The sequence below is a fragment of the Luoshenia tenuis genome (genome assembly GCF_014384745.1).
GTDB lineage: Bacteria > Bacillota > Clostridia > Christensenellales.
Genome location: NZ_JACRSO010000003.1, coordinates 145,343 through 166,799, shown reverse-complemented (window position 1 = coordinate 166,799; position 21,457 = coordinate 145,343). Strand labels below are relative to the sequence as shown.

The following is a 21,457-nucleotide window of genomic DNA, read 5'->3' as shown; positions in this document are numbered from 1 at the left end:
ATGCCGCAAAGCGTAATGGTGTTTTTATTGTAAATGGATATATCCCCTAGCTCCGCCCGGGCTGCGCACCCTTTATGGCTTGATGTAGGCGAAGCCCTGCGCCTGTTTTTGCGCCAACTCGACGACCCCTGCCGGCACCGGGTGTACAAAGCCGCTCAACTCCTCTTGGGAGATGCCCAATGCCCGCAGTGCATTTTGGCATGCGGCAAATTTTACGCCCTGCTGGCTTAGCGCCTGCATTTCCGCTTCCAGATGTCCGCTTTCGCGATAAGTTAAGACCGCCTGACTGTTGGCTACGACCTCGATCTCATAAGCGCTGGCATTTTGCCGGCAGTAAGCTACCATATTTTTTACATTTCCCAGGGCTAGGGGCCATTTTTCCTCCTCATCCACATGAAATATCACGCGCATCTTGTTCCCTCCACTTCATCGTTTTTACTATTATACGCTTGCGCCTCCCGCGTTTTCCATGCCCGGCTGGGTGCTTTGGGCTACACCGCCGCGCAATAAAAAAAGCCGCAGTTCCCTGCGGCATTGCTCCGTTTTATTGCCTTATTAGTCCCTGGCCTGTTCCCTTTGTTCAGGGAGTCTATCGCTCCCGGCAGCGCTGTCCATCAGCTTGATCAGCTCCAGCGCGCTGCGAAAATTTCGGGTTTGATTCGCTTCTACCCAAGTGATCTGACCCTGCCAGCTCGCGTTTTCGCGATACTGTACCTGCACCATAAAGGTAGCCTTTTTCCCCGCTTCTGGTTTTTCCTTCATCTTTTCCACAGTCCCTTTTCCCTTATCCTTTTGCACTTTAACCCTTTGCCCAAAAGACCGGCTGACCGTCGTAGCCCTGGGCGCATTTACCTCGTCAAAACGCTCCTCCAGCCGCAACAGCAACTGGTTCAGGTCTTTAAACGCGCCTTTCCCCGTGGCGGCATGGTAAAACCGGCCCAATATCCGGGATTCCTCCCAAGCGTCTACGCAAATCCAAATTCCCTCCCGCAACCTTGCCGCCCTCCCCTTTTTATATCCTTATCCTATCACGTCAGGGTCGCAGCAGCGGTCACGCATATCCAACATATAGGCCTTTATTCCGTAAAAAACGCCCTCCGATTTATCGAAAGGCGCAAATACCGTCGTCTGTTACCAACTCGCAAGCGCCTGATTTTCGCGCCGTTCCATCATTTCATCCATATCCGCGGCGGAGATGCACTTAAAATCCAGCTGAACCCGGCCCATTTTGGGAAACCGGTGAAACCTGTGCCGAATCCGCTGGGCAACGCCGTCGCAATCCTCCTGCTTGATCTCCATCAGCATCAGCACGAATTGGGAGGAGCTGTAGCGCGTGTACGTATCCCCCCGCCGCAGCGATTCCTTAACTGCAGCACGGAAACTCTCGCTCACCTTTCGCATCCGTTCCCCGGTAGGCAGCGCCTCTCCATCTTCCTCCTTCAGGGTGCACAGCATCAAATAGACAGAATGTGTGCTGCGCTCCATATGCCGCAGCACAAAGCGGTATAAGCTGGTAAAAACCTCCAGGTTGCAAAAATAGGCGCCCGGCTCCCGCTCTGCCTCCGCCATCCGGCTGCGGACCTCCATGACCGATGGCGTTACCTCCTGCACCCCGCTAGAGATAATATCAAACTGCTGGCGCAGCCGCTCTGTAGGGCCGATGCCCAGATCGTTAAGCAGTGTGGCGCAAATCGCCTCGTACGCCTCCAGCGCCTCTTTTACCCGCTTGGCCCGGTAAAGCGTATCCAAATACAGCACGGCCAGCGTTTCTTCATAGGGATATAGCTTTACGGCCTTGCGCAGGTATGGCAAAAGCCTTTCCTGCTCGCCGGTGTGGTTGGCCAGCGCGCAGGCGCGCTCCAGGCACTCCCCATACATCCCTTGGTAGCGCACCGAGTAGCCGACCACCCACGGTTCACGCGAAAAGCGCGGCAAAAAGCCGCCATCGTAAAGCTCGGCCGCCTCAAGATATTGCGCCAGCGCCTCATCGTCCGGCAGCGGATTCTCCCGCAAATTCTGGATACGCTGGGAAAAGCGCTCTATATCGACCGTACAAGGCACCGCAGCGCAAAAGCCGTACGCGCCCTTTTTATACTGGATGCATGCACGGGTAACGCCCGCGGCCTCCAGGGTCTTGCGCAGGCGGTAGACCAGGTTCTTAAGCATCCCTACGGGATTTTCGCTTTCCTCATCCCGCAGCAAAATGCCGATCAACTCATCCTGGCGGATCATCTTGTCCCGGTTGCAAACCAGGTAGGCAAACAGCTGCAGCACCTTGCTGTTGCGGCTGTTGCGGGCCACCACCTCAGTTTGGCCGTAGGAGACCTGGAACCCTCCCAGCATTTGGACCTGAAGCACCGCCTCTTGTGTCATAACGGTATATGCTCCCTTTCTATCGGTATATATTCTAGGTATTATAGCACAACGCACAGCCGGTAATGTACTTTATAGTCAAATACTTTTACCCTTAAACCCTCAATTTCTTTCGCATCAGCTCGGCGGACGCGCTGTGCATAACAGCATCCTCCGGGGTAATAATCCCCTCATTACACATTTTGAGCAAGCTGGCATCCATCCCGACCATGCCCTCAGCTGCTGAAGAGAAGATCGCCGTATCGATCTGGTGCGTCTTGGCCTCGCGGATCATATTGCGGATAGCCGGATTGCACAGCATGATCTCAAAGGCCGGGGCCACCTTGCCGCTCTTGGTCATCAGCAGCTGCTGGGAAACCACGGCCTGCAGCGCGGTAGAAAGCTGCACGCGAATCTGCCCTTGTTGGTTGGGCGGAAAGGCGTCGATAATCCTGTCGATGGTGTTGACCGCGCCCATGGTGTGCAGGGTCGAAATTACCAAATGCCCGGTCTCCGCCGCCGTCATCGCCACGCTGATAGTCTCATAATCCCGCATCTCGCCCAGCAGGATCACATCCGGCGCCTGGCGCAGCGCCGCCCGCAGGGCTACCTGATAGCTTTCGGTATCCGTATCGATCTCCCGCTGGCTGATAATGCTTTTATCGTGCCGGTGCAAAAACTCAATGGGGTCCTCCAGCGTTACCACGTGGCATACCCGGCTGTGGTTGATCGCATCGATAATACACGCCAGGGTGGTAGACTTGCCGCTGCCCGCCGGGCCCGTGACCAGCACCAGCCCCTTGGGGCGCTTGCCCAGCTCCAGCACGATATCCGGGATGCCCAGCTCCTTGGGGTCCGGCAGTTGGAAGGCGATCACCCGCACCACGGCGGCCAGCGAGCCGCGCTGGCGGTAAACGCTGACCCTAAAGCGGGAAACCCCGACCAGTGAGAAGGAAAAATCATCATCTCCGGTCTTGAGCATCCGCGCCGGGTCCCGCTGCCCCAGCGAATAGATCTCCAGGATAATGCGCTCCGTATCCTCCGGCATCATCCGCTCCTCGCCCATGCGCTGGATCTGGTTCTTTATTTTAAAGGACAGCTCAACGCCCGCCACGATAAAGATATCCGAGGCCTGCTTTTCCGCCGCCGCTTTTAAGATCTGTTCCGCTTGCATGCCCTACCTCCTTTAGTGCAGCAGGTTCGGCTTTTGTTCCTGCTGGTTCTGCTCACTTTCCACCTGCCACAGCTGTTTTTGCCATCCGCCGCCGGGCAGCCCATCCTGGTCCAGCATTAAGGCGGCGCGTACCTTTAAGGTCCGCCGCGCGTCGATCTGCTGTGTAAACGCCACCGTTAAGGCGCCGTCTTCCACCGTATAATGGACGTCCTGCGTCTCCAGCGCCTCCTGCCATTGCGGGTTTCCCTTTACCGCCGTCAGAATATCCGCCAAATGCGTTTCGGCCTCAAGATCGGCCGCGTAATAATCCCGTACCGCCTGGGCCGCGTTATCCGCCAGCGCCTTGTCCGCTCTGGCTCCGGTCAGCGCCAGGGCGGCAAACGTGGTTAAACAGAGCACCACAAACAGCGTCAGGATCGAGATGCTCCCGGTGCCGATGCTAAAACCGCTTTTGCGTCCGTTCATGGCGCCACCTCCCGCACCAGCACGCCGGTGTTCAGCCCAAATATCTCCTCTTGCGCCTTGCTGACGGTAATCTCCGCCTGCACCAGCGCATCCTTGCGCGTCAGAAGAACGGTCAGACTATACCGTCCTTGTGCAGTTTGGCGCCAATCCTCATCATAGCTTACGGTCACGCCGTCCTGGCCAGCAGAGCCCTCCAGCAGCCGCGCCAGCTCTTCTTTCTCGCCCCCCGCCGCTTCGACCGCCTCAGCAGCCGCCTGCGCCTTGAGCGTAGCCATCGTCAACTCCGTGCTCTCCACGCTCAGCACCTTGGCCTTGACGAATAGATTGGTGCAGACCGCGGCGGCAAAGGAAAAGAACACCAGGATGATCGCCATTTCCAACAAAAAAAGCTTACTTGATGATCGCTGCATATCCGTCACCCGATCCCGCCGCCCACAAGGGCCACGGCGCCTTCATACACTTGTCCATCCTGCCCGGTTGCGGCGATCTGCATCAGGTCTCCCCCCGCCATGTGCAGCTCCAACGCCTGCAGCGCCATGATCTGCTGCCCATCCTGCGCATCAGCCTGCTGGCCTTTTTCCAGGGTCACCTCGCGCAGCTGCCCTTCGCCTACAAAGATCCAGGTGGCATAGGCCTGCCCGCCCTCGTGCTGATATAGGATCAGCGCGGGCGAACCGCCCACCGCGCCGATCTCCACCTGCCCCGGCTCGCCTGTCTGGCGCACCTTCTCCGTCAGGTAGATGATCGAGCTGCGCGCATCGGTATTGGCCTGCATATCCCGCGAGATCCCCTTATACACATTCGCCCCCAACACCACCACGAACAGCGCTAGGACGGCGAACACGCAGAAAAGCGAAAGGGAAATCACGATATCCGTTACATGCCGCTTACGCTCCATCTATGCCGCCTCCTTTCCGTTTCACTCCGCCGGGAAAACGCTGATCTCCGGCATCAGGTTCGACCCGATACTGTTATAATGGTAAACATATTTATCCCGGTTGAGGATCAACCCGTAATGGGTCTGCAAGTACTCCAGGTCGCTGGGATACTGCCCTTCAATGGCATAGCATTGCACCGCCGCGCGGCGCACGGCCTGCTGGGCCGCGGCAAGCTGCTCCTGACGGGTGGTGTTGGACACATCCCGCGCACCCAGGGTCACGCCCACCAATATCGCCGCGGCAAATAAAACCGTCAGCAGGGCGGGTAGCCTGCGCGCCAGCCCGCGCTGAGGCCTGGCAAAAATATTTCTGGCCATTTTTGCTCCTATCCTTCCATCCTTAGCCGATCGCGGACATAACGCCCAGCAGCGGCAGCATGACCGAGAGCAGGATCATCCCTACGATGATCGAAAGGATGGCCACCAGCGTAGGTTCCAGTGCGGCGATCAGCGCCCCCAGCCTGCGGTCGGTCTCCTCCTCATAACGTGCGGCGATCTTGTGCATCACACTGTCCAGCGCCCCCGTCTGGAAACCGATGGTCACCATTTTTCCATAAAGGCCGGAAAACAGCCCCGCTGAAACGATCGCATTGGCAAAGCCCTCGCCCGCGGCCACCTGCTCACGCGCCGCGGCGATTTTGCGCCTCACCCGCTCATCCTCGATCAGATCCGTAGCCATCTCCAGGCACTCGTCCACATCCATACCGCTGGAGAGCATCAGCGCCATCGCGGAGGCAAACCGTCCGGAAGAAAGCGTATCGTTCGTCTTGCGGAAAATCGCCGCATACAGCGCGGAAAGGGCGCCACGCCCTTTGGGGAAGCTGCGCAGGATCAAAAAAGCCAGCACCAAAGCCACCAGCGCGCCGATGATCCAAGCAGAATAGCGGCTGACCGTAGCGCCAAAGTCCATCATACCCTGTACAAAGGTGCTGACCTCCCCGCCCAGCTGGGCAAACACCTCCTGAAACACCGGCAATACCTCGATGATGATCACCAGGATCACCGCCACCATCACCGCGATCATCACCAGCGGGTAGGTTATGGAGCTGCGGATGGCGCGCGAAAGCGCCTCGCTGCGTTGGTAGTATGCAGTCAGGGCGTCCAACACTTCTTCCAGCCGGCCCGCCGCCTCGCCGATCTGTACCATATTGACCATATAATCGGGGAAAACGCCGCTTTCCCTAAGGGCGTAGGCCAAGGGCTGCCCCAGCTCCACGTGCTCTAGCAGCTGGCCCAGCAGCGCCGCGCCCTCGCCCCCTTTAAGGTCCTCCGCCATCATCACCAGGCCCTCTTGCAGGGTGATCCCGGCCTTGACGATAAATGATAATTGCTCACAAAACGCGGCAATCTCCTGGTTTGAGAGTTGGCGCACTTTTTTTGCCATCGTCTTTCTCCTTCCGGCCCTAATAGTAATACAGCTCGTGGTAGGATTTTCCATCTCCCACATACTCCTGCGCGCCCCCGCCCGTGGAGGCCATGGTCGGGTCCATCCGGGTCCACTTCTCGCCGTCAAAATAGATGATATTATTGATCCACCCCTGCCCTTCGATATACACGCTGATCCAGGCGTGGTACAGCTCGCCCACGTAACCGATCACCAGCTTGGTGGGGATGCGCTGCGTGCGCAACATCGCCGTCATCAGCGCCGCGTAATCAAAGCAGATCCCCATCCGGCTTTGCAGGGTCTCATCGATATCGGGCAGATAATTGCTGGTGGGATTATCCGCCTTATCGTAATCGTAGCGAATCTCCCCCACCACAAAATCGTATATCCGCCCTACCACTTCCAGCTCATCGGCCGCCCCTTCGGCCAGCTGCGCGCCCTTGGCCACAGCTTGGCTGTCTTCGTCAAAATCTACATACTGGTTAGGGTATAAAAACGGCCCGAATTCGCTGTCCAGCGCAACCGCCTGCTCCCCGCTGAACACCTGGGAATACTTCGTGCCCGAAATATTTTCATATACGCCAATTCTGTACTGGCCGTCTCCCGCTGTCAGCGGGAATACTTCCGGTACATCCTTTTGCAGATTATACGTGTAGGTTTCGCCCTCGCCACAGGTGATCTGTAGCTTGACCTTGTCGTTATCGCCATCATAGCGCACGGTGATATAGCCTTCACCCCGGTTGGAAACGTCGATCCACACCTTGTCGTTGCCCAGCGTCTCCGTTCCCGGCGCTTCGGGCACCAACACCTGGGGCGCCGCATCCCGCTTGGGCATGCTTGGGCCCGCGCTTTGTACAGCAGCGCTGCTTTGCACAGGGCCATCCGCCCCGCCCTGGCAGCCCGCTACCGGCAATAATAAAGCAAGGGTAAGCAACAGCGCACCGGCTCTCAAGGCCTCTTTGCGCACACGCAGCCCACCTTTACAGTACTAAAGTTTTAATATGCGGGGCCTCTGCCCCGCACCTCCAGTATACCGGAGCCCCTACGCGATGTAAAGCGTTGGCGCTGACCGGAAGGCGCTCCTCTTGGGCTTATTATACCGCCGCTTTGTCATGCAGCGGTCACATAACCTTTCGCATACGCATCCTGCTTGCATGTTCATGGCTATAACAAGCCTGTTTTTTCTAATCAGGTAGAAGGCTCGAACCCGGGAGCATTTACCCCTGATGATATAAGTGTCCGTTTTGGGTATAAAAAAGTTCGCAAACCACATCGGTAGTTTGCGAACCTAAACCCAGCATTACGCTGGTGGCGGAGAGGATGGGATTCGAACCCATGTGCGCTTTCACGCAAACTGATTTCGAGTCAGCCCCGTTATGACCACTTCGATACCTCTCCACATGATAACGAACATCATTTTACCATATCCGCCGGGCCTTGACAAGGCCCCTGCAACAGCTTTTCTAACGCCTGCCCTGCATAAAGCTGTGCATCAGCGCCGCACATTCTTCTTCCAAAAAGCCGCCCGCCACGCGGCAGGCGCCCTGCAGCCGTTCATCCTCCGGCAGGGCCAAGACGCTCCCGCAGCAGCCATAGCGCATATCGTAAGCGCCAAAGAATAACTGCCCCAGGCGCGCTTGCACGATCGCGCCCGCACACATCGGGCAGGGTTCCAATGTCACCACCATCGTACAGTCCTCAAGCCGCCAGTCGCCCACCGCCTGCGCCGCCCGCCGCAAGGCCAGCACCTCTGCGTGGGCGGTCGGGTCGCCCAGCCTCTCGCGCTCGTTATGCGCCCGGGCGATGATCCGCCCCTCGCGCACCACCACCGCGCCCACCGGCACCTCGCCCGCCTGCAGGGCCATTTGCGCCTGTGCCAGCGCCTGGCGCATATAATCTTCAACAAAAGTCATTCCGCTCACCTGCATTATTTATGGTAGGGCTGGTTGCGCAGGATGCGGTAACCCCTGTATACCTGCTCGAGCAGGATCACCCTGCACAGCTGATGCGGAAAAGTCATTGCGGAAAAGCTCAACCGGTACTGTGCGCGTTTGAGCACGCATTCGTGCAGCCCCAGCGAACCGCCGATGACCAGCACCAGGGGATTTCCGCCCTGCTCCACCTCGCCCAGCCAGTTGGCAAACGCCTCGGAAGTATACGCCCTGCCGTCGATACAAAGCGCCGCAACCACCTCTCTTTCCCGAATACGGGAAAGGATGCGCTCGCCCTCTTTGCGCATGACCTGCTGGCGCTGCGCCTCGCTGAGCCGCTCGGGCGCCTTTTCATCCGCCAGCTCCACCACCTCGACCTTGGCATAGGCCTGTAGGCGTTTAAGATATTCCGCGCAAGCGCCCCGCCAATAGGTCTCTTTTAAGCTGCCCACGGCGATCACCCGAATATCCACCCGTTTAGCCTCCTATCAGCGATAAAAGCATCACCAGAATGCAGGCCACAACCGCCAGAATAAACGGGATCAGCCAAGTCCAGCTCCTGGGCTTCTCCGGCCGCGGCTGCGCCTGGGCCAGGGCCGCCTTTTGCGCCGTTATCCGGTTAAAGTTGTAAAGCAGCACGATAAAGATACCCGTGGCCGCCATCGCCAGCTGCCCGATCGCCAGCCCGGAGGCCAATAATTCATCCACCGGCAGCTCCAGCAGCGTTTGGGCCTGTTGCACCGCGCCGCCGGCTGCGGCCTGCAGCCCATCGGCCGCGGCGCTGAGCAATACGCCAATGGCATTATTAAAGAAGTGATAGACCATCCCCGCCATGACCGAACCCGTCCGATAGGTCACATACCCCATTATGCCACCCAGTATCGTAGCATAAAGCAGCGCCCGCAGGTTCATGTGTAGCAGGCCAAACAACACCGCGGTAATCAAAATGGCGGGCCACTTGCCCCAGACACGGAAGGCCGGCATGATCCCGCCGCGCATCAACAGTTCCTCCAGTATGCCCGGCAGCAGCGCCACCATGCCCAGATTCACCGCCAAGTCCCATCCGCCCGAGACCTGCGGCATGACCTGCGGCATCGCCGGGTAACCGACCGCATCCAACAACAGGCTCCAGAGAAAGTTAAAAAAGATCACGACCGCATAGCCCACCACGGCCATGCCCGCCACCAGCAACAGCTCTCCGATCCGGATGCCGCCAAATTGCAGCGTCTGGCGCAGCGGCGCCTTGACTCCCAGATGGGCGAACAAAAAAACCGGCAGCGCAATGGCTAACCCGTAGATCAAAAGCTGCGTGAGGTAGTCTCCGCCCGGCAGATACTGCACGGGCAGCAGCAAAAAAGGCAGTACGATCATCCCGATCGCTGCGGTAAAGTACACCCATCCCGCTTGGAACAGGCTCAGACTCGCTTTGGTTTGATTCTCCACTTTTTCTTGCATCCTCTATCCCATTTTAATCAGCGCGCTGGCGCCATCTGCGGGAGCCAGCTGCAAATAGATATCCTTCCCCGGTTCCACCTGGCCCGCGCTAAGGCAGCCGCTAACAGTGGAAAAGGCCAGTTCAGGCAGGTTATTCTCCCGGCTCAGGTGGGCCAGGAGCAGCGCCCGCGTGCCGGATTGGGCCAGCTTCAACGCCAGCTCGCCCGAGGTCGCGTTGCTCAAATGCCCTTTCCGGCCCAATATGCGCTGTTTCAGCCGCGCAGGGTATTTCCCCCGGCGCAGCATCTCCTCATCATGGTTCGATTCCAACACGATCCCCTGGCACCCCTTCAGCGTTTCCAGCACATCCGGGTGCGCATAGCCCATATCCGTCGCCATCGCAAAGCGGCACTTCCCGCTTGTCAGCACGTAACCCACCGGGTCCGCCGCATCGTGCGGGATGGAAAAGGGCTGTACGTTGATATCCCGGATATAAAAATCCTGCGCGCGCTGAAAGGCCCGGCGGTTGCGCAGGGCCACCCGCTCCACCTTGGGCTCCATGGCCGCCCAGGTGCCCTCATTGGCGTAAACGGGCAGGTTGTAAGATTTGGATAGCACGTCGATCCCCCGGATATGGTCGATATGCTCATGGGTGACCAGAATGCCGCTCAGCTCTCCGGGGTCCACATCCAAATTGCGCAGCGCGCCCACCAGCCGCTTGGCGGATACCCCCGCATCCACAAGCAGCTGCGTATCCCCGCAGCGGATCAGACAGGCATTGCCGCTGGAGCCCGAAAAAAGCGTGCAAAGTTCCATTTTTTCCTCCTTACAGGCGTACCAAACGCCCTTATAGCCTATTATAACGTGAAACCCCGCCTTGCACAACCGGCGCGGCGCGTGCTATCCTTAATAACGATTGATACGCTATATCCTTTTAATACCAAGGAGGCTTTTATGCGTGCGATAACTACACAACAAATTACCGATCAGGTGCGCCAGCTGTGCATCGACGCCTGCTGCGCGCTGCCGCCCGACGCCATGGCCGCCCTGCAAAGGGCGCGCCAGCAGGAAACCCAGCCTTTGGGCCGCGCGTTGCTGGGGCAGTTGATCGAAAATGCCCAGCTCGCCGGGCGTGAAAACCTGCCCATCTGCCAGGATACCGGCGTGGCCATCGTATGGGTAGAGTTGGGCCAGCAGGCGCGCCTGGCCGGCGGCGATCTGGAGGCCGCCATCCACGAGGGCGTGCGCCGCGGCTATCAGGATGGCTACCTGCGTAAGTCCATCCGCGATCCGCTCACCGGTAAAAACACGGGCGATAATACCCCCGCTGTGATCCATCTGCGCCTGGTGCCCGGGGATACGCTCAAGATCACCGTGGCGCCCAAGGGCGCGGGCAGCGAAAACAAGGGCCAGCTTAAAATGCTCACCCCCTCTGATGGGCTGGCGGGCGTTAAGGATTTCGTCGTGCAATGCGTAAAAGAGGCCGGCGGCAGCCCCTGTCCGCCCATCATCGTGGGCGTTGGCCTGGGCGGGACCATGGAAAAAGCCGCCCTGCTCTCCAAACACGCGCTGCTGCGGGAGGTGGGGCAGCCCAATCCCGAACCGCAGGCCGCCCAGATCGAGGCCGAACTGCTCGAACGCATCAACGCCCTGGGCATCGGCCCCCAGGGCGTAGGGGGACGCACCACAGCGATGGCCGTACATCTGGAGGTCAGCCCCACCCATATCGCCTGCCTGCCGGTGGCGGTCAGCATCCAGTGCAACGCCGCCCGCCATGCCAGCGCCACGCTGCACATGCAGGACGTAAAGGAGGAAGGCAGATGTCCGCACATGAAATTCCGTTGACCCTGCCTCTGGAGCCGCAAGTCATCTCCACCCTGCACGCGGGGGACCTGGTATCGCTCACCGGGGTGCTTTATACCGGGCGGGACGCCGCCCATGCCCGTTTTGACGCATTGTTAAACGAAGGCAAGCCCCTGCCGGTATCTCTTGCCGGGCAGACGATATTTTACGTAGGGCCCTGCCCGCCTCCGCCGGGCCGCCCCATCGGCGCCTGCGGGCCCACCACCAGCTCCCGCATGGACAAGTACGCCCCCCGGCTGCTGGATTTGGGGCTGGCCGCCATGCTGGGCAAGGGGCCGCGCAGCCCGGCCGTTCGCGAGGCGATTATCCGCAACAGCGCGGTGTATTTCGCCGCCACCGGCGGGGCCGCGCAGTTATTGGCCCAGCGGGTTAAATCGGCCCAGGTCTGCGCCTTTCCGGATCTGCTCAGCGAGGCGGTCTACCGCCTGGAGGTGGAGAATTTCCCCGCCGTGGTGGCGATCGATTCGCTGGGGAACGACTTGTATGAGCTGGGGCCCAGGCAATATCTGGATTCGCTGAAATAACCCGCCGCCCCTGCTGATGATTGTGAGGTGTAAGTGATGAGCAAGGCAAGCCAACGCCTGGCCGTGCTCAGGCAGCTTTACCGCAGCGCCACGCCCGCCCCTACGACCCGGCTGGCCCGGCGCGAGGAGCTCCTGTTGCCCATGGCCGACAGGGTCGAGCTGCGCACCGTGTTCTTTTTCCCTGCAGAGCGCGAGCAGGCCCCCATCGTTTTACAGCGCTGCTGCTATCCGGGGATGGCGCAGGAGCTTGAGATCCACGGCGAAGAATACGCCAAGCGCGGATTCATCTTTGTGCTGCAATGGTGCCGGGGCACCGGCGGCTCCCAAGGGGAATGGGAACCCAACGTCAACGAGCGCGCTGACGGGCTTACCACCCTTCACTATCTGGCCGCCCAGCCCTATACCGACGGGATCGGCTATTGGGGCAACTCCTACCTGGCGCTGACCGGTTGGTGCATGGCCGATGCGCTGCCGCCCCAGGTCAAATCCATGTACCTTGGCGTATACGGGACGGACCGGCACACATCCGCCTACCAGGACGGACTCTTCCGTCAGGATATCCTCACCGCCTGGGCGCAGGAAAATGCCGGCGTCCCCATAGCCTCTAACATGATGGATTCCTACCGCTACCGCCCTCAGCTCCATGTGGATGAGGCGCTCTGGGGCGTAAGCCTGCCCTGGTACCGGGATTGGATCAGCCATACCGACCGCAGCGATCCCTATTGGAGCCAGGGCTTTTGGAAGATGCTCAAGGATATTCCCGGCAAGGTCAACATCCCCGTCTTTATCCGCGAGGGCTGGTACGATCATCACCTGGGCAGCGCCCTTGTCACCTATCAAGATCTATCGCCCCAAGCCAAGGCGCACAGCATCCTGCAGATCGGTCCCTGGAACCACGGGTACGGGCTGGCACTCACCCATCACAAGGCAGAGCGCCTGGCAGATGACAGCGTCCAGTCTCCCCTGGCCTGGTTTGAAGAGACCCTGCTGCAAAAACGGCTGCCCCAAAAAGCCGTGCAGCTTTACGCCATCGGTGCTGATCGTTGGGAAACCTGGCCGGACTTTCCCGTGCGCGCCCGCCAGATCCAGCATTTCTATCTGGACGCCGGCGCCACGCAGGACGGGGCGCATGCGCTGCTCCCCCTGCCGCCCGAGGCGCAGGCCCAGGCGAGCTATGTGTATGATCCCGAGGACCCTGTGCCCTCTCACGGGGCCGAATCCCTATTCCATACGCGAGAGGAGATCGGCAGCCTGCCCCAACCGGCGTGCGGCTATCGTGCGGATGTGGTCAGCTTTCTCTCCGCGTCCACTGCGCAGGCCTTTGAGATCAACGGCAAGCTGAACGCCCGCCTGTTTGTAGCCTCCAGCGCCGAGGATACCGCCTTCACCGCCAAGGTGATGGAGGTCTTTGCGGATGGTACCACAGTCAATATCCGTGGGGGCATCACCACCCTGGCCTATCGCAACGGCGCCAGCCAGCGGGGCAGCTATACCCCCGGCACGGTGGTGGAGGTCAATATCACCCTTTGGGATATCGCCTGGCTGGTACAGCCTGGCTCCCGCATCCGGCTGGATATTGCCTCCTCCGACTTTCCCCAATACGCTGTACATAGCAATTATCCCGGCGTTTGGGCCTGCCAGGCGCGTACACGTCCGGCAACACAGCGCATCTTTACCGGCGGCGCTTACCCATCGGTTTTGGAGATACCCTGCGCAACGCCCGATTAAAACAGCAAACCCCCTCCAGCTGCTGGAGGGGGTTTTAGTTCTTTTCTTCTGCTTAGGTGTTCCACCGGTTGGGATCCCAATAGCTGCGCTTATTGGTATCCATCGCGGCAATGGCCTGCATATCCTCGCCGTCCAGCTCAAAGTCAAATACCTTGGCGTTATCGGCGATACGCTCCGGCTTTACCGATTTGGGGATCACGATGTTGCCAGTCTGCAGGTGCCAGCGAATGATGACCTGCGCGCCAGTCTTGCCATGCTTTTTGGCGATATTGGCGATCACCGGGTCCGCAATCAGCAAGTGGTCGCGGCCGCCCAGCGGGCTCCAGGCCTCGACGAAAATGCCCTTGCTCTCCGAGTAGGGCTTCACCTCTTTTTGCTGGAAGGTGGGGTGCAGCTCGATCTGGTTGACGGCCGGCGTCAACAGCCCCCGCTGCTCCAACGCCTGGAGATGGTGTACCTCAAAATTGCTCACGCCAATGGCGCGGAATTTCTTTTCTTCGTACAGGCGCATCAGCACTTCCCAGGCCTCAATGTAATTGGTGATGGGCCAATGCAGCAGATACAGGTCGATATAATCGGTATCCAGCTTATCCAAAGCCTGCATGCTGGCCTCATAGGTCAACTTGGCCTCGATATCCTCAGTGGGCACCTTAGAGGTGATAAAGATCTCCTCGCGCTTGATGCCGCTGTCTTTAATGCCCTTGGCCACGTCTTTTTCGTTATTATAGGCCTTCGCCGTATCGATATGGCGATACCCTACCTCCAGCGCCGCGGTTACCGCGCCCGCCGTTTCCTGCCCCGGCTCCGAGCGGAATACGCCCAGCCCCAGCTGCGGGATCTTAACGCCATTGTTCAGCGTAATGTCCGGACAATTCAGCATGTGAAAAACCTCCCCCTTGTAAATTGAGATATTTGACAACGATACTATCATACTCGCAACGCTATAGTTCGTCAATAAATATAACTAACTTTCTTTGTTTTCTTGTGATGTGCACGCGCACGGCAATAAAAAAAGCAGGACGATTCGTCCTGCTCTCCATCTTTGACCTTAATCTTCGTCCGGCACCCGGCAGATATCAGCCCCAAGACCGACCAGTTTTTTATCGATCTGCTCGTAGCCCCGCTCGATATATTTGATGTTGCGTATCTCCGTCACGCCGTTAGCCAAAAGCCCAGCTACGATCAGCGCTGCGCCCGCGCGCAGGTCGCTGGCGGTCACCCTGGCGCCGGTCAGCTGCTCTACGCCCTCTACGATCGCCACTCGATCCTCAATGCGCACCAGCGCGCCCATCCGCCGAATCTCGTCGATATGTTTATAGCGGGATTCAAAGATATTCTCGGTGATCACGCTGGTCCCCCTCGCGGTGGAGAGCAGCACCGTGATCGGCTGCTGCAGATCCGTCGGGAACCCGGGATAGGGCAGCGTTTTGATATTGACGGCCTTGGGCCGCCCCTGCGCCGTCACGCGGATATAGTCCTCGCCCTCTTCCACCTGCACGCCCATCTCGATCAGTTTGGCGCTCAGCGCCTCCATGTGGGTAGAGATCGCGCCCCGGATGGTCACATCCCCCCGCGTAGCCGCGGCGGCGATCATCAGCGTCCCCACCTCGATCTGGTCGGGAATGATGGTATAATTGCACCCGTGCAGCCGCTCTACGCCTTTGATGCGGATCACGTCCGTACCGGCGCCCTTGATGCTGGCGCCCATAGCGTTTAAAAAGTTCGCCGTATCCACCACATGGGGTTCTTTTGCGGCGTTGACGATCATGGTATTGCCCTTGGCCTTGACCGCGCACATCATGATATTGATGGTCGCCCCCACAGAGGCTACATCCAGATAGACCTCGCTGCCTACCAGTTCCCTGGCCACCGCGTCAAAGCAGCCGTGGTCAATATCCACCTCCGCGCCCATGGCCCGGAAGCCCTTTACATGCTGGTCCATCGGCCGCATGCCGATATTACACCCGCCCGGGAACGGGACCCTGGCCCGTTTAAAGCGCCCCAGCATCACGCCCATCAGGTAGTAGGAGGCGCGCATGCGCTGGGCCATCCCCTCGGGCACGTCGGACGAGGTCACCCCGCTGGGGTCGATCGTCATCCGGTTGCCCTCCAGGGCGATCTTCGCGCCCATGGCCACCAGAATATCCCTTAATACAAATACATCCTGTATCAGCGGAAGGTTATCAATCACGCTGATCTCATCGCTCAAAAGGGCCGCCGGGATCACCGCTACAGCCGCGTTTTTTGCCCCGGCCGCACTGACCGTGCCCCGGAGCGGATGCCCGCCCACAATTCTAAATTTATCCAAGTCTCACTCCCCCGCAAAAGGGAACGCCGCGGGGGTTCCTCCTCCCAAATTCGCCCCGGATAGACCAGAGCCCTGTATTGCCGAATCTATGAAATGCGGCGCAGCGCCGCCTTTATCCTTTGCAAATTAGGCATATACAAAAGCAAGCCAAAGGGCATAAGCCTCCGTCTTGCTCTGTCGCCTCCATACACGGGTTTATTTTAGCATAATTTAACGCTTTAGGCAAAATTATTTCTTTGGCCTTTTTTACCAATTCAAGTTCGGGTCAAAACATCTTACGCCTGGCCATATAGATCGTCGCCAGCAGCGTGGCCAGCGCCGCGATGCCGATCACGATCCAGAAACCCATGGGGTTGCTCTCAAAGGGCACCGGCACATTCATGCCCCACAGGGCGGCCACCAGCGCCGGCACCGCAAGGATAATGGTTACCGCCGCCATAAACTTCATAACGATGTTGAGGTTGTTGGAGATCACCGAGGCAAACGCGTCCATGGTCCCGGAGAGGATGTCCCGGTAAATGGTACACATTTCAATAGCCTGCTTATTTTCGACGATGACGTCCTCCAAAAGATCCGTATCGTCCGGGTATTTTTTGATATAGTCCATGCGCAGCAGCTTTTCCAGCACCAGTTCGTTCCCCTTCAGGGAGGTGGAGAAGAACACCAGGCTCTTTTCCAGCTTCAGCATCTGGATCAGCTCCTTGTTCTTCATGGACTTATGCAATTCGCCCTCCACGCGGGTAGAGGCCTTGTCGATCTGCTTTAGGTAGCTCAAAAACCGCGCCGCATTGCGGTAGAGCAGCTGCAGAATAAACCGCGTCCGCTTGTACGTATAAAAAGTCTTGACCCGCCCATCGATAAAATCGTTGACCAGGGGAGATTCTTTTAGCATGACGGTGACCAGCGCTTCCTCCGTCAGTACGATGCCCAGCGGCAACGTGGTATAAACAAAAGAGTCGTTCTCCATTTCGACCTGGGGCATATCCACAATGATGAGGATATTGGCATCCTCCACCTCGATGCGGGCCCGCTCCTCGTCGTCCAGCGCTGCGCGCACAAAGTCCAGGTCGATATGCAGCCGCTCGCTGGTCTGCAAAATCTCCTCCTCCGTGGGCGCCACCAGGTTGACCCAGGCGCCGCTGATGGTATCCTCCTGCTCGAGCAGCCCGTCAAAACTGGTAAACTCGCGCAGGTTCTCCTCAATCGTCTTATAAATCGCCAACATGTTTCCACCTGCTTTCTCTTATTTGCGCCTCCCAAAAGCGGCGCCAAGAAAGCCGGGCGTCTGCTTTACCGGGAGAGGCTGGGGGCACGCCCCCATGATCGCGCTTTCCATTCCATCTGGTTACCAGGGTCGCCGTCCACCTATGCCTCCTCCTTTCATAAAACGAACGTAAAAATAAAACCCTTTTGCCAAAATTCCACGGCAAAAGGGCCTGCACACAATATGCAATCCACCTCTTTTGAACGTAGAGCTTTGGCACGTTACAGCTTTGGCATGGACTAAGCCATGCCAGCTACATTAAGTAAAACCTTAACTCGGTAATACCTGTTGACCCCGGGGCATCTCTGGATGTTTGGGGGCAGCAGCATGTATCCGTAACGGAACCTCACCTAACAGAAGAGTTCTTTTTCATTGTAGCACCGCCCGGCGCTGTATGCAACACTTGTACCGCCGGGCCGGCGGTAATTTTTTTGGTAATTCAAACCTTTTCATGCAGTTGCAAAGGGCCGCGGCGTTCTCCGCCGCGGCCCTTTGTGCCCCGCTATTATAATTTTGTTTCCGGGTTGACCGGCGAGCCGTTGATGCGTATCTCAAAATGGCAGTGCGGGCCGGTCGAGTTGCCGGTGGAACCCATCAGGGCGATCGTCTCGCCCGCGGATACCTTCTGCCCCACGGTCACCTGTATCTTGCTGTTATGCCCGTACAGGGTCTGCACGCCGTTCCCATGGTCGATCATCACGCATTTGCCATAACCGCCGCGCCATCCGGCATAGCTCACCGTACCGGCCTTGGAGGCGTGCACCGGCGTGCCTACCACGTTTGCAATGTCCAGCCCCGCGTGCAGCCGGCCCCACCGCTGGCCAAAGCGGGAGGAGATGCGCCCCTGTGTGGGGAACAAAAAGCCCGAACTGCTGGCCGATGCGCTCACCGCCTGGTCCGAGGCCTTTTTGGTGCCCCGCGCCACGATCTGCTTGACCGGCTGCTTGGTCACCGTCTCGCTGAGCACATTGCGCGATACCTCAATCCCGTTGACGTAGGTGATCTCAGCCACCACCTCGCGGGTGCCCTTTTCGCCCTCCTGGATCACCTTTTTCTGCGTGGTCAGCATATCCGCGTCATCCTGATATTCGGTTTCAAAGTCGATGGTATCCTGCGTGCGCTTTTCCACCACCGTCTGTACGTTGACCAGGCCCTTGCTCTTGGATATGGAAAGCTCGTCGCCAATGTCGATCATATCCGCGCTGACCAGCTGGGGGTTGGCGGCCCGCAGGTCGCTGGTCCGCACGCCGTATTCCTGGGCGATCTCGGAAAGGGTATCCCCCTGCTGCACGGTATAGCTTTGCACCTGGTCGGGCGTTGCGCCATAGCGCATCAGCGATAGCGCCGTCTCCTTATCCCGAATATCCTCCGGGGATACGTTGCTCTGCTCTACCGTTACTTCCTCTACAAACGCGGCGGATTCTACCGTTTCGCCGCTGCGCTCCGCCTTATAGGGCTCCAGCAGCTGATCCACTACCCACTGGGCTTCCTCCTCGGTTTGCACGGCCACGGCCGTCTGGTCGCCCACCGCAACGACGGCCGCCCGGCTCTTGGGCTGGGCCACGGCCGCTACCTGCTGGGCCACCTGCTGGGCGTCCATTACGTGCAGGTTAGAAACCGCCACCGGCTCAACGGTCAGCTGGGCATCCACTACCATCTGCCCCTCAGTCTCCCGTTGCACCTGTTCTTTATACGCCGCAAAGGCCTGCTCCACCGCCTGGGCATCCTGCACCAGCCCGGCCTCGCGCCCGTCGATATAAACGCGGGCCGCTTTTACCGTGCGCGCCTGCCACATGGGGATGCCCACCACCAGCGCTACCACCAGGCATGCGGCCAATATCCCGCCCACCGCGCGCTTGATGTATAGGTTTTTACGGGCTCGCCGTCTGTACCGGCTGGGCATCGGGCGAAAGCGCACCGCCTGGTGAGACGGGCGCTCCACCGTAATGGTACGCGCGCGCGCCGCCTCTCGGCGCCGCGGCGGCTCGCTTTGCGCGGGCCGGGCAGGCCGCACGGGCTGTGGCGTGCTCTTTTCTGCCTTTTCAGCGCGCTTGGCGCCGCCATGCAGATCCAGCGAAAAAACGCGCCGCTTCTTTTCTGCCTCCTGGCGCACCTCTTGGGCGCTGGGCCAGTTCTTTTCGCGTCCGTCCCCATTGCCCCACGGGAACGCATCTTTTTTTCTATCTCGCCTCATGCCTTTTCCCCTTACTCTGATGGTTTTTGCAGCCCTCCTTATGGCTGCTGCATCTCCTGAAGCAGGCTGGAGCGGAGTATCCGCTTGCGCCCGCTTAACCAGTCGTGTAAATATTCGCCCGCGCCGGGCTTTTGCGCCTCCAGCGCGGCGTACAGATCCTCGCCCGTAGCCACCTGATGCGCCCGCTGCTCCACATAAGCCCGCAGGGCGGCGTCAAAGGCCTCCCGGCCCATGTACCGCTCGGTCTCCCGCAGGGCATAGGCCCCCCTGGCGTATACCTGCGCGGAGTACTCCGTGCCGTTTGCGTATTCAAAGCTGGGCATCAGGCTGTTTTGCAGCGGCGGCTCCGGGATTCCCTCAGGGGCCATATCCAGCAGGTCCGCAGTTATAAAGTTGCGAAACGCCCGCTTTTCCGCCGCCTCGTCATAACGGTAGCCATAATAGCGCATGGTCATATACTCTGTAAGCGCCTCGTCCAGCCAGGGTTCATCCACCTCGTCGTTGCCCACCAGTCCATAAAACCATTGGTGGGCGGTTTCATGTACGGTAATCATCTCCAGATAGGGGTATAGCTCCCATGTCCGGTAAAAGGTCTCGTCGATCTGGACCAGATGCGGGTACTCCATCCCGCCTACGTAAAAATCGGATTGAGCTACCGAAAGCTGCGCCCCATCATAGGGCATCAGCAGTTCGGAGAGAAAGTCCACCGTATCCTTGGCGTATTCCAGCGCCTGCGCGCCGCCCTCCTCATTCCAGGCGTAGGAGCGGATCTCCACATCCCCCGCCATCGCCGTTTGCACCGTATAGCCCCTGGAGGCCATCATCGCAAATTCCCGCACGTTTTCCGCCTCAAAGTAGAGGCGTTTGCGTCCAAAGCATGCCTGTTGCCGCAGCTGCTCTCCGGTATGGGCCAGCACCAGTTCCTCCGGCAGCGTCATCGTGACTCGGTAATCCGCACACTCAAAATAGAACGGGTCGCCATTGGCGTAATAGGGGTCCAGATTCCATCCCGTTTCATCGTAGACCGCCAGCATCGGATAACACTGCCCGAACTGGAAGCCGTTCGCCCCCTGGCCCGTGCGGTAATTGAGTTTGGGCAGCGTAACGCTGTACTCGATCTCGACCCGGCAGCGCTCGCCGCCCGCCAGCGCCCGCGGCAGATCCACGCACAAGATATCCTCGCTCTGGCCGTCCAGCACCACGGGCACATTTTTCCCATCCACCCGCACGGCCGCGACCTGCATCCCGCCGGGCGAAAACCCTTCGGGATAGGCCATCTCCCACTCTTCCTTGGGGATGGGGGTGCTTTCCTCGTCGGCAAACGCGTTGGGGTAGAGGTGGAAATAGATCTCCTCCTGCCGGTCCGGCGCCGTATTGCAGTAGTCCACCCTGGCCACGCCGTCCAGCTGGCGCGCCTGGGGATAAAAATCCAGCGCCAAGTCGTACCGGTTGCGCAGGCTGGCCGCTCCTTCCCCGCCGGGCAGGCCGTAGGCAAGGGCTGCAATCACCAGCGCCGCCACGGCGCATAGGTAAATCTGCCAGCATCCTTTCCCCGGCCGCGCAAGCGTCCAAAGGGAAAAACGGCCCTTTTTCGCCCTAATCGGCCATTTTAGGCCCTTCATCCCCATTTTATGCATCCATTATACCCTCCTTTATGCCCCTTCGTCAAAACCCTATGGTTTACCCTATTATTCTCGGTGGCAAAAAAGACTAGCTATGGATGCACGGCTGCCCCGCTTCTGGCAAATTCTCTATTGGAAGTGAACCATAAAAAAGCCCGGGACAAAGGCTTTACGCCTTCGTCCCGGGCCGGTTAACCGGTATGGGCAACAATTAAAGTTCCCATCCGGATAATGCTATTGTATCCCGCCGGGCCGCGGTTATCCCCACGCACCCGGA

22 protein-coding genes, 1 tRNA gene and 1 riboswitch are annotated in these 21,457 nt (G+C 59.0%); of the genes, 3 read left to right on the top strand and 20 right to left on the bottom strand.

What is annotated here, in order from left to right; all coding sequences use genetic code 11:
• Positions 1–72: 72 nt before the first annotated feature.
• From H8699_RS08115 to H8699_RS08045, 15 genes are all read right to left on the bottom strand, one after another.
• Positions 73–411 carry a DsrE family protein gene (locus H8699_RS08115; protein WP_249285243.1) on the bottom strand — a complete coding sequence of 113 codons (339 nt, stop codon included), beginning with the start codon at positions 409–411 and terminating at the stop codon, positions 73–75.
• Positions 412–555: 144 nt separating this feature from the next.
• Positions 556–993, bottom strand: coding sequence for a hypothetical protein (locus H8699_RS08110; RefSeq protein ID WP_249285242.1), 438 nt, complete (start codon positions 991–993; stop codon positions 556–558).
• Positions 994–1,131: 138 nt separating this feature from the next.
• Positions 1,132–2,373, bottom strand: coding sequence for a BTAD domain-containing putative transcriptional regulator (locus tag H8699_RS08105; protein ID WP_249285241.1), 1,242 nt, complete (start codon positions 2,371–2,373; stop codon positions 1,132–1,134).
• A gap of 94 nt (positions 2,374–2,467) precedes the next feature.
• Positions 2,468–3,526 (bottom strand): type IV pilus twitching motility protein PilT, encoded by a 1,059-nt coding sequence (locus H8699_RS08100; RefSeq protein ID WP_249285240.1) that lies wholly within the window; start codon positions 3,524–3,526, stop codon positions 2,468–2,470.
• A 12-nt stretch (positions 3,527–3,538) separates the two neighbouring features.
• Positions 3,539–3,991: a hypothetical protein gene (locus tag H8699_RS08095; RefSeq protein ID WP_249285239.1), complete on the bottom strand. Its 453-nt coding sequence runs from the start codon at positions 3,989–3,991 to the stop codon at positions 3,539–3,541.
• Entirely contained in the window at positions 3,988–4,410 is a 423-nt protein-coding gene (locus H8699_RS08090) for a hypothetical protein (RefSeq protein ID WP_249285238.1), read from the bottom strand. The genes H8699_RS08095 and H8699_RS08090 overlap by 4 nt, the downstream gene beginning before the upstream one ends.
• Positions 4,407–4,889: a DUF4860 domain-containing protein gene (locus H8699_RS08085; RefSeq protein WP_249285237.1), complete on the bottom strand. Its 483-nt coding sequence runs from the start codon at positions 4,887–4,889 to the stop codon at positions 4,407–4,409. The genes H8699_RS08090 and H8699_RS08085 overlap by 4 nt, the downstream gene beginning before the upstream one ends.
• A 21-nt stretch (positions 4,890–4,910) precedes the next feature.
• Positions 4,911–5,246 (bottom strand): hypothetical protein, encoded by a 336-nt coding sequence (locus H8699_RS08080; RefSeq protein ID WP_249285236.1) that lies wholly within the window; start codon positions 5,244–5,246, stop codon positions 4,911–4,913.
• A gap of 22 nt (positions 5,247–5,268) precedes the next feature.
• On the bottom strand, positions 5,269–6,312 hold the full coding sequence (locus H8699_RS08075) for a type II secretion system F family protein (protein ID WP_249285235.1): 1,044 nt from the start codon (positions 6,310–6,312) through the stop codon (positions 5,269–5,271).
• Positions 6,313–6,331: 19 nt separating this feature from the next.
• Positions 6,332–7,279, bottom strand: coding sequence for a transglutaminase-like domain-containing protein (locus tag H8699_RS08070; protein ID WP_249285234.1), 948 nt, complete (start codon positions 7,277–7,279; stop codon positions 6,332–6,334).
• A 342-nt stretch (positions 7,280–7,621) separates the two neighbouring features.
• Positions 7,622–7,710: transfer RNA gene (locus H8699_RS08065), tRNA-Ser, on the bottom strand.
• A 65-nt stretch (positions 7,711–7,775) separates the two neighbouring features.
• Positions 7,776–8,225 carry a nucleoside deaminase gene (locus H8699_RS08060; protein ID WP_249285233.1) on the bottom strand — a complete coding sequence of 150 codons (450 nt, stop codon included), beginning with the start codon at positions 8,223–8,225 and terminating at the stop codon, positions 7,776–7,778.
• A 14-nt stretch (positions 8,226–8,239) separates the two neighbouring features.
• Positions 8,240–8,716 (bottom strand): 23S rRNA (pseudouridine(1915)-N(3))-methyltransferase RlmH, encoded by a 477-nt coding sequence (gene rlmH, locus H8699_RS08055; protein ID WP_249285232.1) that lies wholly within the window; start codon positions 8,714–8,716, stop codon positions 8,240–8,242.
• A 4-nt stretch (positions 8,717–8,720) separates the two neighbouring features.
• Positions 8,721–9,686: a CPBP family intramembrane glutamic endopeptidase gene (locus tag H8699_RS12525; protein WP_249285231.1), complete on the bottom strand. Its 966-nt coding sequence runs from the start codon at positions 9,684–9,686 to the stop codon at positions 8,721–8,723.
• 15 nt (positions 9,687–9,701) lie between these two features.
• Entirely contained in the window at positions 9,702–10,493 is a 792-nt protein-coding gene (locus H8699_RS08045) for an MBL fold metallo-hydrolase (protein WP_249285230.1), read from the bottom strand.
• A gap of 138 nt (positions 10,494–10,631) precedes the next feature.
• Here H8699_RS08045 and H8699_RS08040 point away from each other — a divergent pair, with 138 nt between their 5' ends.
• The 3 genes from H8699_RS08040 to H8699_RS08030 are packed head-to-tail and all read left to right on the top strand — an operon-like array spanning position 10,632 to position 13,792.
• Entirely contained in the window at positions 10,632–11,522 is an 891-nt protein-coding gene (locus H8699_RS08040) for a fumarate hydratase (RefSeq protein ID WP_249285229.1), read from the top strand.
• Positions 11,498–12,064 (top strand): FumA C-terminus/TtdB family hydratase beta subunit, encoded by a 567-nt coding sequence (locus tag H8699_RS08035; protein ID WP_249285228.1) that lies wholly within the window; start codon positions 11,498–11,500, stop codon positions 12,062–12,064. The genes H8699_RS08040 and H8699_RS08035 overlap by 25 nt, the downstream gene beginning before the upstream one ends.
• A gap of 36 nt (positions 12,065–12,100) precedes the next feature.
• Positions 12,101–13,792 (top strand): CocE/NonD family hydrolase, encoded by a 1,692-nt coding sequence (locus H8699_RS08030; RefSeq protein WP_249285227.1) that lies wholly within the window; start codon positions 12,101–12,103, stop codon positions 13,790–13,792.
• A 52-nt stretch (positions 13,793–13,844) separates the two neighbouring features.
• Here H8699_RS08030 and H8699_RS08025 read toward each other — a convergent pair whose 3' ends face one another.
• From H8699_RS08025 to H8699_RS08005, 5 genes are all read right to left on the bottom strand, one after another.
• Positions 13,845–14,672 carry an aldo/keto reductase gene (locus tag H8699_RS08025; RefSeq protein WP_147517356.1) on the bottom strand — a complete coding sequence of 276 codons (828 nt, stop codon included), beginning with the start codon at positions 14,670–14,672 and terminating at the stop codon, positions 13,845–13,847.
• 168 nt (positions 14,673–14,840) lie between these two features.
• Positions 14,841–16,100, bottom strand: a complete 1,260-nt coding sequence (locus tag H8699_RS08020) for a UDP-N-acetylglucosamine 1-carboxyvinyltransferase (protein WP_249285226.1) — start codon at positions 16,098–16,100, stop codon at positions 14,841–14,843.
• Positions 16,101–16,365: 265 nt separating this feature from the next.
• Entirely contained in the window at positions 16,366–17,325 is a 960-nt protein-coding gene (locus tag H8699_RS08015; RefSeq protein ID WP_138294676.1) for a magnesium transporter CorA family protein, read from the bottom strand.
• A gap of 230 nt (positions 17,326–17,555) precedes the next feature.
• Positions 17,556–17,729: riboswitch (M-box (ykoK) riboswitch) on the bottom strand.
• 140 nt (positions 17,730–17,869) lie between these two features.
• Positions 17,870–19,558 carry a peptidoglycan DD-metalloendopeptidase family protein gene (locus H8699_RS08010; RefSeq protein WP_249285225.1) on the bottom strand — a complete coding sequence of 563 codons (1,689 nt, stop codon included), beginning with the start codon at positions 19,556–19,558 and terminating at the stop codon, positions 17,870–17,872.
• A gap of 38 nt (positions 19,559–19,596) precedes the next feature.
• Positions 19,597–21,195 carry a M1 family metallopeptidase gene (locus H8699_RS08005; RefSeq protein ID WP_249285224.1) on the bottom strand — a complete coding sequence of 533 codons (1,599 nt, stop codon included), beginning with the start codon at positions 21,193–21,195 and terminating at the stop codon, positions 19,597–19,599.
• Between the last annotated feature and the right edge of the window lie 262 nt (positions 21,196–21,457).

Bases quoted from the DNA above. Each gene is read 5' to 3' on its own strand.
- H8699_RS08115 (WP_249285243.1), bottom strand. From the start codon at position 411: ATGCGCGTGATATTTCATGTGGATGAGGAGGAAAAATGGCCCCTAGCC.
- H8699_RS08105 (WP_249285241.1), bottom strand. From the start codon at position 2,373: ATGACACAAGAGGCGGTGCTTCAGGTCCAAATGCTGGGAGGGTTCCAG.
- H8699_RS08100 (WP_249285240.1), bottom strand. From the start codon at position 3,526: ATGCAAGCGGAACAGATCTTAAAAGCGGCGGCGGAAAAGCAGGCCTCG.
- H8699_RS08095 (WP_249285239.1), bottom strand. From the start codon at position 3,991: ATGAACGGACGCAAAAGCGGTTTTAGCATCGGCACCGGGAGCATCTCG.
- H8699_RS08085 (WP_249285237.1), bottom strand. From the start codon at position 4,889: ATGGAGCGTAAGCGGCATGTAACGGATATCGTGATTTCCCTTTCGCTT.
- H8699_RS08080 (WP_249285236.1), bottom strand. From the start codon at position 5,246: ATGGCCAGAAATATTTTTGCCAGGCCTCAGCGCGGGCTGGCGCGCAGG.
- H8699_RS08075 (WP_249285235.1), bottom strand. From the start codon at position 6,312: ATGGCAAAAAAAGTGCGCCAACTCTCAAACCAGGAGATTGCCGCGTTT.
- H8699_RS08060 (WP_249285233.1), bottom strand. From the start codon at position 8,225: ATGACTTTTGTTGAAGATTATATGCGCCAGGCGCTGGCACAGGCGCAA.
- H8699_RS08045 (WP_249285230.1), bottom strand. From the start codon at position 10,493: ATGGAACTTTGCACGCTTTTTTCGGGCTCCAGCGGCAATGCCTGTCTG.
- H8699_RS08040 (WP_249285229.1), top strand. From the start codon at position 10,632: ATGCGTGCGATAACTACACAACAAATTACCGATCAGGTGCGCCAGCTG.
- H8699_RS08035 (WP_249285228.1), top strand. From the start codon at position 11,498: ATGTCCGCACATGAAATTCCGTTGACCCTGCCTCTGGAGCCGCAAGTC.
- H8699_RS08030 (WP_249285227.1), top strand. From the start codon at position 12,101: ATGAGCAAGGCAAGCCAACGCCTGGCCGTGCTCAGGCAGCTTTACCGC.
- H8699_RS08025 (WP_147517356.1), bottom strand. From the start codon at position 14,672: ATGCTGAATTGTCCGGACATTACGCTGAACAATGGCGTTAAGATCCCG.
- H8699_RS08015 (WP_138294676.1), bottom strand. From the start codon at position 17,325: ATGTTGGCGATTTATAAGACGATTGAGGAGAACCTGCGCGAGTTTACC.
- H8699_RS08010 (WP_249285225.1), bottom strand. From the start codon at position 19,558: ATGAGGCGAGATAGAAAAAAAGATGCGTTCCCGTGGGGCAATGGGGAC.
- H8699_RS08005 (WP_249285224.1), bottom strand. From the start codon at position 21,195: ATGCATAAAATGGGGATGAAGGGCCTAAAATGGCCGATTAGGGCGAAA.